The 12,666-nt window shown below is 73.3% G+C and carries 16 protein-coding genes; 10 read left to right on the top strand and 6 right to left on the bottom strand.

What is annotated here, in order from left to right; genetic code table 11:
* Positions 1–2: 2 nt before the first annotated feature.
* Positions 3–746 carry an IclR family transcriptional regulator gene (locus tag CKY47_RS19370; RefSeq protein ID WP_306747291.1) on the bottom strand — a complete coding sequence of 248 codons (744 nt, stop codon included), beginning with the start codon at positions 744–746 and terminating at the stop codon, positions 3–5.
* A gap of 233 nt (positions 747–979) precedes the next feature.
* Here CKY47_RS19370 and CKY47_RS19375 point away from each other — a divergent pair, with 233 nt between their 5' ends.
* Positions 980–1,345 carry a F0F1 ATP synthase subunit epsilon gene (locus CKY47_RS19375; RefSeq protein ID WP_306747292.1) on the top strand — a complete coding sequence of 122 codons (366 nt, stop codon included), beginning with the start codon at positions 980–982 and terminating at the stop codon, positions 1,343–1,345.
* 22 nt (positions 1,346–1,367) lie between these two features.
* The gene (locus CKY47_RS19380; RefSeq protein WP_306747293.1) at positions 1,368–1,805 is read left to right on the top strand and encodes a DUF2550 domain-containing protein; all 438 of its coding nucleotides are present in this window, start codon (positions 1,368–1,370) and stop codon (positions 1,803–1,805) included.
* On the opposite strand, the gene CKY47_RS19385 is transcribed toward CKY47_RS19380, so the two are convergent.
* Positions 1,802–2,383 (bottom strand): cob(I)yrinic acid a,c-diamide adenosyltransferase, encoded by a 582-nt coding sequence (locus tag CKY47_RS19385; protein ID WP_306747294.1) that lies wholly within the window; start codon positions 2,381–2,383, stop codon positions 1,802–1,804. The two genes, CKY47_RS19380 and CKY47_RS19385, sit on opposite strands and share 4 nt — an antisense overlap.
* Before the next feature lie 86 nt (positions 2,384–2,469).
* Between CKY47_RS19385 and murA the strand changes: the two genes are divergently transcribed.
* Both murA and CKY47_RS19395 read left to right on the top strand, forming a co-directional pair.
* On the top strand, positions 2,470–3,729 hold the full coding sequence (gene murA, locus CKY47_RS19390) for a UDP-N-acetylglucosamine 1-carboxyvinyltransferase (protein WP_306747295.1): 1,260 nt from the start codon (positions 2,470–2,472) through the stop codon (positions 3,727–3,729).
* A gap of 272 nt (positions 3,730–4,001) precedes the next feature.
* Positions 4,002–6,008: an ethylmalonyl-CoA mutase gene (locus tag CKY47_RS19395; protein WP_306747296.1), complete on the top strand. Its 2,007-nt coding sequence runs from the start codon at positions 4,002–4,004 to the stop codon at positions 6,006–6,008.
* Positions 6,009–6,035: 27 nt separating this feature from the next.
* On the opposite strand, the gene CKY47_RS19400 is transcribed toward CKY47_RS19395, so the two are convergent.
* Positions 6,036–6,554 carry a cysteine hydrolase family protein gene (locus CKY47_RS19400; protein ID WP_306747297.1) on the bottom strand — a complete coding sequence of 173 codons (519 nt, stop codon included), beginning with the start codon at positions 6,552–6,554 and terminating at the stop codon, positions 6,036–6,038.
* Between the two features lie 72 nt (positions 6,555–6,626).
* Here CKY47_RS19400 and CKY47_RS19405 point away from each other — a divergent pair, with 72 nt between their 5' ends.
* The 5 genes from CKY47_RS19405 (at position 6,627) to CKY47_RS19425 (ending at position 9,732) form a co-directional block, all read left to right on the top strand.
* Entirely contained in the window at positions 6,627–7,574 is a 948-nt protein-coding gene (locus CKY47_RS19405; RefSeq protein ID WP_306747298.1) for a GlxA family transcriptional regulator, read from the top strand.
* A 49-nt stretch (positions 7,575–7,623) separates the two neighbouring features.
* Positions 7,624–8,397: an enoyl-CoA hydratase-related protein gene (locus CKY47_RS19410; RefSeq protein WP_306747299.1), complete on the top strand. Its 774-nt coding sequence runs from the start codon at positions 7,624–7,626 to the stop codon at positions 8,395–8,397.
* An 80-nt stretch (positions 8,398–8,477) separates the two neighbouring features.
* Positions 8,478–8,801 (top strand): PadR family transcriptional regulator, encoded by a 324-nt coding sequence (locus tag CKY47_RS19415; protein ID WP_306747300.1) that lies wholly within the window; start codon positions 8,478–8,480, stop codon positions 8,799–8,801.
* 101 nt (positions 8,802–8,902) lie between these two features.
* Entirely contained in the window at positions 8,903–9,469 is a 567-nt protein-coding gene (locus CKY47_RS19420) for a hypothetical protein (protein ID WP_306747301.1), read from the top strand.
* Positions 9,466–9,732 carry a hypothetical protein gene (locus tag CKY47_RS19425; RefSeq protein WP_306747302.1) on the top strand — a complete coding sequence of 89 codons (267 nt, stop codon included), beginning with the start codon at positions 9,466–9,468 and terminating at the stop codon, positions 9,730–9,732. The genes CKY47_RS19420 and CKY47_RS19425 overlap by 4 nt, the downstream gene beginning before the upstream one ends.
* A 45-nt stretch (positions 9,733–9,777) precedes the next feature.
* Here CKY47_RS19425 and CKY47_RS19430 read toward each other — a convergent pair whose 3' ends face one another.
* The 3 genes from CKY47_RS19430 to CKY47_RS19440 are packed head-to-tail and all read right to left on the bottom strand — an operon-like array spanning position 9,778 to position 11,905.
* A complete protein-coding gene (locus CKY47_RS19430) occupies positions 9,778–9,978 on the bottom strand; it encodes a hypothetical protein (protein ID WP_306747303.1) in 201 nt (66 codons plus the stop codon).
* Positions 9,975–10,511: an NUDIX domain-containing protein gene (locus CKY47_RS19435; RefSeq protein WP_306747629.1), complete on the bottom strand. Its 537-nt coding sequence runs from the start codon at positions 10,509–10,511 to the stop codon at positions 9,975–9,977. Before CKY47_RS19435 ends, CKY47_RS19430 begins: the two co-directional genes overlap by 4 nt.
* Before the next feature lie 2 nt (positions 10,512–10,513).
* Positions 10,514–11,905: an amino acid permease gene (locus tag CKY47_RS19440; RefSeq protein WP_306747304.1), complete on the bottom strand. Its 1,392-nt coding sequence runs from the start codon at positions 11,903–11,905 to the stop codon at positions 10,514–10,516.
* A gap of 56 nt (positions 11,906–11,961) precedes the next feature.
* On the opposite strand from CKY47_RS19440, the gene nucS reads away from it, so the two are divergent.
* Positions 11,962–12,621, top strand: coding sequence for an endonuclease NucS (gene nucS, locus CKY47_RS19445; RefSeq protein ID WP_306747306.1), 660 nt, complete (start codon positions 11,962–11,964; stop codon positions 12,619–12,621).
* The last annotated feature ends 45 nt before the right edge of the window (positions 12,622–12,666 follow it).

The raw sequence follows: 12,666 nt of genomic DNA on the forward strand, positions 1-12,666 counted from the left end.
GCCTACCCGGCCCAGCCCAGGGCCCGCGAGATCGCGAGCCCGCAGGCGCGCACCGCCGGCACGACGGTGTCCGTCCGCGTGCCCGTGGGCACCACCACGGACACCGAGGCCACCACGTCCCCGCCCGGACCGCGCACCGGCGCCGCCACCGAGTACGTGATCAGCTCGATCTGCCGGTCGCTGATCGCGTAACCGTCCCGCCGCGCCCGCGCCAGGGCCTCCCGCAGCGGCCCGGCCGAGGTGATCGTCCTCGGGGTGAACCTCCGCAGCGGGGCCGCCAGCACGGCCTCCCGCACGTCCGCCGGCGCGTGGGCGAGCAGCACCAGCCCGACGCCCGTGCAGTGCAGCGGCATCCGGCTGCCCACCCGCGTGACCACGTTGACCGCGTCGCGCGCCGAGATGCGCTCCACGTACACGACCTCCGCGCCGTCGCGCACGGCCAGCTGCACGTTGTGCCGCGTCACCTCGTACAGGTCCTCCAGGAACGGCACGGCCCGGTCCCGCAGGTCGAGGCTGCCCGGCGACAGCACGCCCAGCTCCAGCAGCCGCAGCCCCACCGAGTACCGGCCGTCCGCGCCCCGCTCCAGGGCCCCGAGGTCCACCAGGGACGCCACCAGGCGGTGCGTGGTGCTCAGGGGCAGCCCGGAGCGGCGGCTCAGCTCCGACAGGGTCGCGGCCGGCCGGTCCGCGCTGAACACCGACAGCAGCGAGAACGCCCGGTCCAGCAGCGCCTTCGGTGTCGTCACGCGCCCAGTCTTCCACTCACCGGAAAGGCACCTCCGCCGGTCGGTGGGACGCTGATCACAGCGCGTGCCGTGATCCGCGCGTTCGCCCTAGTGACGGCCCCGGCGGCCACCTCCGGGGCGTGCGCCACCAGGGTGGTGCCGCACGCGGAGCACACCTGGGGGTGGCTGGTGCGGCACACCCTTCCGGCCACCGTTTAGACTGCACTGGACTCCAGTCGACGAGGGAGATGCGCGTGGCCGAGATGACCGTCCAGCTGGTCGCCGTGGAACGCCGCCTGTGGTCCGGCACGGCCACCTCGGTGGTCGCGCAGACCCTCGAGGGCGAGATCGGCATCCTGCCCGGGCACGAGCCCGTGCTGGGCCAGCTCGTCGAGGGCGGCGTGGTCCGCATCCGGACCGCCGACGGCGAGCTCGTCACGGCCGCGGTGCACGGCGGGTTCCTCTCCGTCACCGGCGAGGGCGTGAGCATCCTCGCCGAGAACGCCGAACTGGCCGGCGAGATCGACGTCGAGCGGGCCCGCGGCAACGTCGGCAGCGACGACGAGGCCGAGCGGGTACGGGCGCTGGCGCGACTCCGCGCCGCCGGACACGCGGTCTGACGCGGACGAGCGGACAAGCGCCGTGGGGATCGCCGAAGTCGTCGGGGTGGTCCTGTTCGTCGCGGTGGTGGTCCTCGCGTACTCCGCGTGGCGCCGCGTCCGCCTCCTGCGCGCCGGCGGCGTGCACGTGGCCCTGAGGGCCCGCGTGGACGACACCGGCCGGGGCTGGCACCTGGGCGTCGGCCACTACCGGGGCGACGAGTTCGTCTGGCACCGCGTGCTGAGCCTGGGCCTGGGGCCGGGCCCGGACGTGACCATCTCCCGCGAGGGCTTCGAGATCGACGACCGGCGCGAGCCGACCCCGCTGGAGGGGTACGCCATGCCCGCGGGCGCGGTGGTCCTCCGCTGCCGCAGCGCCAAGGGCGAGGTGGAGATCGCGATGGGCCCGGACGCCCTGACCGGCTTCCTGTCGTGGCTGGAGTCGGCCCCCCCGGGCCGCTCCATCCCCTGGGCCTCCTAGCGGGCCTCGCGGCCGCCGCCCGGCTGCCACAGCACGTCCCCGTCGGGGTTGGCGACCCGCGCCAGGATGAACAGCAGGTCCGACAACCGGTTGAGGTACTTGGCCGTCAGCGGGTTCGTCGCCTCGGCCTCGGCCTCGACCAACCCCCACGTGGAGCGCTCCGCCCGTCGCGCGATCGTGCGCGCCTGGTGCAGCAGCGCGGCGCCCGGCGTGCCCCCGTTGAGGATGAACGACGACAGCTTCCCCAACCGGGAGTTGAACTCGTCGCACCACCCCTCCAGGCGGTCGACGTACGGCTGGGTCACCCGCAGCGGCGGGTACTCGGGGTCCTCCACGATCGGCGTGCAGAGGTCCGCGCCCACGTCGAACAGGTCGTTCTGCACCTGCCGCACCACGGCGGCCACGTCGTCGGCCAGGCCGCCCAGCGCCAGGGCGACGCCCAGCGCCGCGTTCGTCTCGTCCACGTCGGCGTAGGCGGAGATGCGCGGCGACGTCTTGGGGACCCGCGAGAAGTCGCCCAGTCCCGTCGTCCCGTCGTCGCCGACCCGGGTGTAGATCTTCGTCAGGTGCACGGCCATGCCCAGCACTCTAGACAGAGCACCGCGCACGGACACGATTCAGCGCGTCCGTAGGATTGCGGCACAACGAGCGAGGAGTTCCCCACGTGAGTGAGCACTTCCGTGTTCAGGGCGGTGCGCGCCTGGTCGGCGAGGTCGAGGTCGTCGGCGCGAAGAACAGCGTGCTCAAGCTGATGGCCGCGGCCCTCCTGGCGGAGGGCACGACCACGATCACCAACTGCCCGGAAATCCTCGACGTGCCGCTGATGGCGGACGTCCTCCGCAGCCTCGGCTGCGAGGTGACCCTCGACGGCGGCGTCGTCACCATCACCACCCCGGCCGAGCTGAACCACCGCGCCGACTCCGAGGCCATGGGCAAGCTCCGCGCCTCGGTCTGCGTCCTCGGCCCGCTGGTGGGCCGCTGCAAGCGGGCCGTCGTGGCCCTGCCCGGCGGCGACGCGATCGGCTCCCGGCCGCTGGACATGCACCAGAACGGCCTGCGCAAGCTCGGCGCGCACAGCGAGATCGAGCACGGCTGCGTCGTCGCCGAGGCGGAGGGCCTGCACGGCGCCCAGATCTGGCTCGACTTCCCGAGCGTCGGCGCCACCGAGAACATCCTGATGGCCGCCGTGCTCGCGAAGGGCACCACGGTCCTCGACAACGCCGCCCGCGAGCCGGAGATCGTGGACATCTGCGTGATGCTCCAGGAGATGGGCGCCAGGATCGAGGGCGCGGGCACGTCCACGCTCACCGTGCACGGGGTGGAGTCCCTGCGCCCGACCGAGCACCGCGTCATCGGCGACCGCATCGTGGGCGCCACCTGGGCGTTCGCCGCCGTCATGACGCGCGGCGACATCACCGTGCGCGGCGTGAACCCGCACCACCTCGACCTGGTCCTGGAGAAGCTCCGCATGGCCGGCGCGGAGGTGACCACGTTCGGCGACGACGGCTTCCGCGTGGTCCAGCACGGCAGGCCGCAGTCGGTCGACTTCGTCACGCTGCCCTACCCGGGCTTCGCGACCGACAACCAGCCGTTCGCCATCGCCCTCTCCAGCATCTCCGAGGGCACGTCGATGATCACCGAGAACCTCTTCGAAGCGCGCTTCCGCTTCATCGAGGAGATGGTGCGCCTGTCGGCCGACGCCCGCACGGACGGCCACCACGCCGTGGTGCGCGGCGTGGAGAAGCTGTCCAGCGCCCCGGTCTGGGCCTCGGACATCCGGGCCGGCGCGGGCCTGGTCCTGGCCGGCCTGTGCGCGGAGGGCGTCACCGAGGTCTACGAGATCTTCCACATCGAGCGCGGCTACCCGGGCTTCGTGGAGAACCTGCGCAAGCTGGGCGCGACGGTGGAGCGCGTCGGCGCGTAGCGGCACCCCGCGCCCTCCCCGCTCGGCGGACCGGGTGGGGAGGGCGCCCTCACCGCGGCGGCCACTCGGCGCCCGGCACGTCGGCCGGGAAGACCGGCAGCAGGCCGAGCACGACCACCAGCAGCAGGAACGGCGTGAGCGCGGTCACGCCCCCCGTCGTCCTCCAGGCACGATTCAGTGAGCAACGGCACGCTCCGTGTGGGTTACTCGTCAGTACGCTACGGGGAACCGCCAGAACCACACGGACAACGACGCCGTTCGAGGAGGCTGCCGTGCCGTACCCGGCCGATCGTGAGCGGGACCGACCGTGGGTGATGCGGACCTACGCGGGTCACTCCAGCGCCGCCGCCTCGAACGCCCTCTACCGCCGGAACCTGGACAAGGGGCAGACCGGCCTCTCCGTGGCCTTCGACCTCCCCACCCAGACCGGCTACGACCCGGACGACGAGCTGGCCCGGGGCGAGGTGGGCAAGGTCGGCGTGCCGATCAGCCACATCGGCGACATGCGGCAGCTGTTCGACGGAATCCCGCTGGGCGAGGCCAACACCTCCATGACGATCAACGCGACGGCCATGTGGCTGCTCGCGCTGTACATCTCCGTCGCCGAGGAGGAGGGAGCCGACCGCGCGACCCTCTCCGGCACGACGCAGAACGACATCATCAAGGAGTACCTGTCCCGCGGCACGTACGTGTTCCCGCCCGGCCCGAGCCTCCGCCTGATCACGGACGTGGTCGCGTGGACCGTGTCGAACGTGCCGAAGTGGAACCCGATCAACATCTGCTCGTACCACCTCCAGGAGGTCGGTGCGACCCCGGCGCAGGAGATCGCCTACTCCCTGTCCACCGCCATCGCGGTCCTGGACTCGGTCTTCGACTCCGGCCAGGTCCCCGAGGAGCGCCGCGGCGAGGTCGTCGCGCGCATCTCGTTCTTCGTGAACGCGGGCGTCCGCTTCATCGAGGAGATGTGCAAGATGCGGGCGTTCGTCCGGCTGTGGGACGAGATCACCCGCGACCGGTACGGCATCGAGAACCCGAAGCACCGCCGCTTCCGCTACGGCGTGCAGGTGAACTCCCTCGGCCTCACCGAGGCGCAGCCCGAGAACAACGTGCAGCGGATCGTGCTGGAGATGCTCGCCGTCACGCTCTCCCGCGACGCCCGCGCCCGCGCGATCCAGCTGCCCGCGTGGAACGAGGCCCTCGGCCTCCCGCGCCCGTGGGACCAGCAGTGGGCGCTGCGCATGCAGCAGGTCCTCGCCTACGAGACGGACCTCCTGGAGTACGAGGACGTCTTCGACGGCTCGCACGTCGTCGAGGCCAAGGTGGACGGGATCGTCGAAGCCGCCCGTGCCGAGATCGACCGCGTGCAGGCGATGGGCGGCGCCGTCGCGGCCGTGGAGTCCGGCTACATGAAGTCGGCGCTGGTCTCCTCCCTCGCCGAGCGCCGCCGCCGCGTCGAGTCGGGCGAGGACGTCGTGGTGGGCGTGAACAAGTTCGCCACCACCGAACCGTCACCGCTCCAGGCCGAGGGCGCGAACGCGATCGAGCAGATCGACCCCGTCGTGGAGCAGCGGGCCGTCGAGGCGGTGCGGGCCTGGCGGGCCGGCCGGGACGACGCCCTGGTGACGTCCACCCTGGACGCCCTCCGCGCCGCCGCGAAGACCGACGCGAACCTCGTCGAGGCCACGATCGCGTGCGCCAAGGCCGGCGTCACCACCGGCGAGTGGGCGTCCGCGCTGCGCGAGGTGTTCGGCGAGTACCGCGCGCCCACCGGTGTCTCCGCGGCCTCCGCCTCCGGTGAGGCGGGCGAGCGGATCGCCCGCGTGCGCGACCGGGTCCGGACGACCGGCGAGGAACTCGGTCGACGACTGCGCGTCCTGGTCGGCAAGCCCGGCCTCGACGGGCACTCCAACGGCGCCGAGCAGGTCGCCGTGCGGGCCCGCGACGTCGGCTTCGAGGTCGTGTACCAGGGCATCCGGCTCACCCCGGCCCAGATCGTGGCCGCCGCGGTGCAGGAGGACGTGCACGTGGTGGGCCTGTCGATCCTGTCCGGCTCGCACCTCGAGGTCGTGCCCGCCGTGGTCGACGGCCTGCGCGCGGCGGGCGCGGGCGACGTGCCGGTCATCGTCGGCGGCATCGTGCCGCCCGACGACGCCGCCGCGCTCCGCGACCGCGGCGTGGCGCGCGTGTTCACGCCGAAGGACTACGAGCTGACCGACATCATGGACGAGATCGTCACCGTGGTCCGCGAGGCCAACGGCCTGAAGCCGCCGTCCCACTGACCACCATCCCGTCGGCCACCGTTCCCGCTAGACGACGTCATCGGTCGTCACGACCTCCGCGAACCCGCCGCCGCGCAGGTTCGTCGCGGTCGCGCGGGCCAGTTCGTCGGCGCTCAGGTCCTCCAGGTCGAAGGTGAACGTGGCGTCGAGCACCACCCGGACCCGGTAGCCGAGGTTCCCGCCCACCCGGGCCGTCGTCTCGACGCACATGTTCGTCTGGACGCCCGCGAGCACGATGCCGGTGACGCCGCGCCCGCGCAGCCACGCGTCCAGGTCGACCTCGCCGTGGAACGCCGAGTTGACGGACTTGGCGAACACCAGGTCGGGCACGGCGCCGTCCAGCTCCGGCGTGAACCGGTTGCCGTCCTGGCCGGGCCGCAGCGGCGAGCCGGGCTCGGTCGAGTCGTGCCGCACGAGCACCAGCGGCCCGTGCCAGGACGCCAGCAGGCGGGCGATGTTCGCCTCGGCGTCGGGGTTGTTGCGCCTGCCCCAGGACGGGTCGGCGAAGCCGCGCTGCACGTCGACGAGGATGAGTGCGTTGGTCACGGCGTCGAGTCTGGGGTCACCGGGCTCGCGCCGGTGAGTGGCGGAACCGGCGCGGTGCAGTACTTTCCTGCCATGTTCACCGTGGGGGTGCTCCTGCTGCCCGGCACCAGGTCGTTCGAGGTCTCGGTGGTCGGCGAGGTGTGGGGGGTGGACCGCACCGACTCCGGGGTGGGGCCGTTCGAGGTGCGGCTGTGCGCGCCCGGCCGGGCCGCCACCCCCGTCGCGCCCCTCGGCGTCGTCCCCGCGACGCACGGCCTGTCCGGCCTGGCCGGCTGCGACCTGGTCGTGGTGCCCGGTCGCGTCGAGCCGTTCGCCCCGGTCCCGCGGTCCGCCGTCCGCGCGCTCCGGTCGTCCGGCGGCACGGTCGCCGCGCTGTGCTCCGGCGCGTTCACGCTCGCCGCCGCGGGCATGCTGGACGGCCGCGCGGCGACCACCCACTGGCGGCTGCTGGACGACCTGGAACGCGCCGCCCCCCGCGCCCGCGTGCTGCGCGACGTGCTCTACGCCGAGGACGTCGTGTTCACCTCGGCGGGCGTCGCCGGCGGCCTCGACCTGTGCCTGCACCTCGTGCGCCGGGCGCACGGCGCGGACGTCGCCGCCACCCTGGCACGCCGCATGGTCATGCCGCCGAGCCGGGAGGGCGGCCAGCGCCAGTACGCGGAGCCGCCGCTGCCCAACCGCCCCTCGCGCGCCGGCCTCGCGGACGTCGTCGACTGGGCGGTGGACAACCTGACCGGCACCACCGGCGTGGCCGACCTGGCCGCGCGCGCGGGCATGAGCGAACGCACCTTCCACCGCGCCTTCCTGGCCGCCACCGGCAGCACCCCGGGCCGCTGGCTCCGGGTGCAGCGCGTCCGCCTGGCCCGGCGCCTGCTGGAGACCACCGACCTGACCGTGGAGCGCGTGGCCGAGCGCTCCGGTCTCGGCACCCCGGCCAACCTGCGTCGCCGCCTGCGCGCCGAACTGGGCGTCACCCCGGACGCCTACCGCCGCACGTTCCGGGTGCCCGCCGCGTCGTGAGCCGGACCGCGGTCCGGCGGGCGGTCGCCGACCCGGATACGGTCGCGACATGGCCGAGTACCAGCACATCCGCGTCGAGCGCACGGATGACGTCGTGCGCATCACCATGGACCGCGCCGCGCGGCGCAACTCCCTGTCCGCCGAACACCTGGCGGAGCTGTTGACCGCGTTCCGCGACGTCGCCGCGTCCGACGCGCTGGGCGTCGTGCTCGCGGGGGAGGGACCGGTGTTCTCCGCCGGGCACGACTTCGCCGACGTGTCCTCGCGCGACCTGGAGGGCGTGCGGGAGCTGCTGATCCTCTGCACGGACCTGATGCGCACGATCGAGTCGGTGCCGCAGGTGGTGGTCGCCCGCGTGCACGGCCTGGCCACCGCGGCCGGCTGCCAGCTGGTGGCCTCGTGCGACCTGGCGGTGGCGTCCGAGGACGCGGCCTTCGCGCTGCCCGGCGGCAAGGGCGGCTGGTTCTGCCACACGCCGGCCGTGCCGGTGGCCCGCGCGATCGGCCGCAAGCGCCTGATGGAGCTGGCGCTCACCGGCGACCCGATCGACGCGCGGACCGCCGAGCAGTGGGGCCTGGTCAACCGCGTCGTGCCGGCCGACGGGCTGGACGAGGCCGTGGACGACCTGGTGCGCCGCGCCACCCGCGGCAGCAGGGCGAGCAAGGCGCTCGGCAAGCAGACGATCTACGCCCAGCTCGACCGCCCCGAGGCCGACGCGTACGCGATCGCCGTGGAGGTGATGGCGGCGGCGTCCCAGACCGCGGCGGCGAAGGAGGGCATGTCGTCGTTCCTGGAGAAGCGCCCGGCGGTGTGGACCGACTGACCCGGCCGGGGTGAAGGGCCCACCGTGGGAAACCGCATCACCCTATATCGAGAACGAGTGCTGTCGTCATCGACATGAGGATGACGTTGCAGACCCAACTGGTCCTGCACGTCCTGCTCGGACAACCCGAAACCGAGCACTACGGGCTCGACGTGATACGCCGGACCGGGCTCGGACCGGGCACGGTCTACCCGATCATGCAGCGGTTGGAGCGGGACAAGTGGGTCAGCAGCAGGTGGGAGCGCGTCGATCCGTCGGACGAGGCGCGACCGGCGCGCCGGTACTACCGGCTGACCGGTGACGGGGTCGTCCTGGCGGTGCGGGCGTTGCAGGCGGCGGAACAGCGCAACCCCGCGCTGACCAGGATGCTGGGCCTCGTGCCCGAGTCGGGCGGTCCGGCGTGATCGCGTTCCTGGCTGCCGTCGTGTCGACCGGCGTGCTCGCGATCGGTTGGGCGGCTCGGTGCCGACTGGTGTCCCGGTGGAGTGCCTACATCCACATCGGAGTGACCAGCCGGACCTTGGCGCAGCACTGGTTCCTCGCCCTGATCGCCTCGTTGCTGCCCGACGGGGAGGGGCCCGAGTGGTTCGCCACCCACGTCGGTTACGCACACGACCTCGTGGGTGGGGAGCGGCGGCGGTTCCAGGCGAACCTGGTGGGAACCTTTCCCCGGCAGTGGTTGACCAGTTGGGGTGCCCACCTGGGGCGTGTCGGCCTGTTCCGGCCGGTGCTGCGAGGCCTCGTGGCGGCTGGTGCGACGTGGCTCGTGACGGCCGGCGGCGGTCTGGGATTCATGGTCCTGTCCTCGGTGCCCAGGGTTCGGGTCCGGTTGCTGCCGCACAAGCGCTGCTGGGTGATGGAGCGGCACGGGTACGTGACGACGCAGCGTGTCGCGCGGTTGCGGGAGTTACCGGGGTACGAGCGCTTCGTCGCGGTCTTCGCCGATTCCGACGACGTCTCGTCGTTCCTGGAAGGGCGGGTCGAGTTCGTGTTCCCCAGTGGCGAGGTGAACCCGCCGGTGCACCGCGCGCACCGCGTGGTGACCATCCGGGCGAAGCGGGGGCTGTGGTGAAGAGGGCCGATGACCCGCCGGCGTGGCGCATGGCCTTCACGCTGCTCGACGCCGCTCGGCAGGACGGGTGGGCCGCCCTTGGCCGGATCGCCGTCCTGCTGGCGCTGGTCACCGCGTGTGCCGGTGCTCTGGTGCTCTGCGCGGCGCTGCTGGTGCAGCACTTCGGGTACTGGCCGCTTGCGGCCGGCGGCGGCGTCGTGCTCGCCGCCGCCGGCCGCAAGCGGTTGCGAGCTGCCGACAAGCGAACGGGACCCAGGCGGTGAGTGGCCCGTGGGACGACGTCGTGGACCACAACACCCCCACCGGGGTCAGCCCGCAGTCCGGGACTGCGCCGACCTCGATCCAGTCCGCGCGCCGGTGGAGCCGCTCGGCTGCCGACCCCGTTCGCCCGCCGCGCCGGCGGCGATGAAGCCGACGGACGCGCCGTCCGCCACCGCGTCGGCCGGCACGTCGGCGTTCGCCTGCGGTTCGGCGGGGGTCGACCCCGCGGTGACGACGTCCCGGCTCACGGTTGGGCGTGCTCGTGCAGCAGGAGCAGGGTGTAGGCGGCGATCGACTGCGCGTCGGTGACCTCGCCCCGCGCGACCATCGCCTCGAACTCCGCGCGCGGGAACCACGCCGAGCGCATGTCCTGCTCCTCGTGCTCCCGCTCGTGGAAGCCCTCGACCAGCTCGGTGGCCAGGAACACCCGCCCGCGCTGGCTCGACATGCCCGGCGCCACGTCCAGCAGCCCCAGCTGCACGAGCCTGCCCGCGCGCAGGCCCGTCTCCTCGCGCAGCTCGCGGGCGGCCAGCTCCAGCGGGGCGAGGTCGGCGCGCTCCGGCGCGGTGCCCTGCGGGAACTCCCAGCGCCGCATGCCCAGCGGGTACCGGTACTGCTCGACCAGCCGGAGCCGCTCGCCGTCCATGGGTATCACCAGCGCGAAGTCCGGCTTGTCCACCACCCCGTAGATCCCGGTCGTCCCGTCGGGACGCCCGATCGCGTCCTCCCGGACCACCATCCACTGGTTCGCGTACACCTCGCGCGAGCCGAGGGTCTCCACGATCACTCTCCCTGCACCTGTTGTCCCAACCGCGAACGGCTGCGGCCGTAGGCGAAGTACACCACCAACCCCACCGCCGACCACACGCCGAACGCCGCCCACGTCGCGGGCGCCAACCCGGCCACCAGCAGCGCGCACATGCCCAGCCCCAGCAGCGGCACCACCGGCACCCACGGCGTGCGGAACCCGCGCGGCAGGTCCGGCCGGGTCCGCCGCAGCACCACCACGCCGATGTTGACCAGGCCGAACGCCACCAGCGTGCCGATGCTCGTCGCCTCCGCCAGCTGCCCCAGCGGCACCAGCGCGGCGAGCACCGCCACCGCCCCGCCCACGATCAGCGTGTTCGCCGCGGGCACGCGCCGCGCGCCGATCCGGGCGAACACCCGGGGCACCAGGCCGTCGCGCGCCATCGCGACCAGCACCCGGGTCTGTCCGTACAGGACGGTCAGCACCACCGAGGCGATCGCGACCACCGCGCCGGCCGCCAGCACCACGGCCGGCCAGCCGTCGCCCGTGACCTGCCGCAGCACGGTGGCCAGCGAGGCGTCGGACCCGCTCAGCGCGTCCACGCCGACCGCGCCCACCGCCGTCAGCGCCACCAGCACGTAGGCGACCGTGACCACGGCCAGCGAGACGACGATGGCGCGCGGCAGGTCGCGCTGCGGGTTCCGCGCCTCCTCGCCCGCCGTCGAGGCCGCGTCGAACCCGATGAACGAGAAGAACACCAGCGAGGCCGCGCCCGTGACGCCCGCGACCCCGGCGGGCGCGAACGGCGCCAGGTTGCCGGTGCTGAACCCGAACGCGGCGACCACCACGAAGAACGCGAGGACGGCGACCTTCAGCACGGTCGTCACCACGGTCACCACGCCGCTCTCCCGCACGCCGCCGAGGAGCACCGCCGTGGCCAGCAGCACCACCGCGGCGGCCGGCAGGTCGACCACGCCGCCGCTGAGCGCCTCGGGCACCCGCGACCCGACCGTCGCGCCGAGGAACTCGTCGAGGTAACCGCTCCAGCCCACCGCGACGGCCGCGACCGACACGCCGTACTCCAGCAGCAGGCACCAGCCGCACACCCATGCGACCAGCTCGCCCAGCGTGGCGTAGGTGTAGGAGTAGGCCGACCCGGAGACCGGCACCGCGCCCGCCAGCTCGGCGTAGGACAGGGCCGAGAACAGCGCGGCGAGCGCCGCCACGGCGAACGACACCGTCACCGCCGGCCCGGCGACCGGGGCGGCCTGGCCGAGCACCACGAAGATGCCCGTGCCGAGCGTGGCGCCGACGCTCAGCGAGACCAGGGCCGGCAGCCCGAGGCCGCGGCGCAGCGCCGTGTGAGCGCTCTCGTCGTTGATCAGGTCGACGGGCTTGGTGCGCAGGAGCTGCCGCAGCGGTGACACGTCGGCCGACGGTACCTGCCGGTCGTCCGGCGCTCGCACCCCGTAGCCTGTCGGCCGTGCGCCTCGTCATCGCTCGCTGCCAGGTCGACTACGTCGGACGCCTCACCGCCCATCTGCCGATGGCCCAGAGGCTGCTGCTGATCAAGGCGGACGGGTCCGTGTCGATCCACTCCGACGACCGCGCGTACAAGCCGCTGAACTGGATGAGCCCGCCGTGCTGGCTCATCGAGGACCCGGACATCTGGGTGGTGCAGAACAAGGCGGGGGAGAAGCTGATCATCACCCTGGCCGAGGTCCTGCACGACTCGAAGCACGAACTCGGCCCGGAGCCCGGCCTGGTGAAGGACGGCGTGGAGGCCGACCTCCAGAAGCTGCTGGCCGAGCACGTCACCACCCTCGGCGAGGGCTGGACCCTCGTCCGCCGCGAGTTCCCCACGCCGATCGGCCCGGTCGACCTGATGTGCCGCGACAGCGCGGGGAAGTCCGTGGCGGTGGAGATCAAGCGCCGGGGCGAGATCGACGGCGTGGAACAGCTCACCCGCTACCTGGAGCTCCTCAACCGCGACCCGCTGCTCGCCCCGGTGCGCGGCGTGTTCGCGGCGCAGCAGATCAAGCCCCAGGCCCGCACCCTCGCCGAGGACCGCGGCATCCGCTGCGTGGTCCTGGACTACGACGCGCTGCGCGGCATCGAGTCCGACGAGTTCCGCCTGTTCTGATCCGTTCCGCGCACCCCGGTCCGCGGTACACCGTTCGGGCGCGTG

Source organism: Saccharothrix longispora, assembly GCF_030852425.1.
Taxonomy (GTDB): Bacteria; Actinomycetota; Actinomycetes; order Mycobacteriales; family Pseudonocardiaceae; genus Actinosynnema; species Actinosynnema longispora.

Excerpts from the sequence above, each read along its gene's own strand:
- CKY47_RS19415 (WP_306747300.1), top strand. The coding sequence starts at position 8,478 with ATGACGTTGCAGACCCAACTGGTCCTGCACGTCCTGCTCGGACAACCC.
- CKY47_RS19405 (WP_306747298.1), top strand. The coding sequence starts at position 6,627 with ATGTTCACCGTGGGGGTGCTCCTGCTGCCCGGCACCAGGTCGTTCGAG.
- CKY47_RS19410 (WP_306747299.1), top strand. The coding sequence starts at position 7,624 with ATGGCCGAGTACCAGCACATCCGCGTCGAGCGCACGGATGACGTCGTG.
- CKY47_RS19385 (WP_306747294.1), bottom strand. The coding sequence starts at position 2,383 with ATGGCCGTGCACCTGACGAAGATCTACACCCGGGTCGGCGACGACGGG.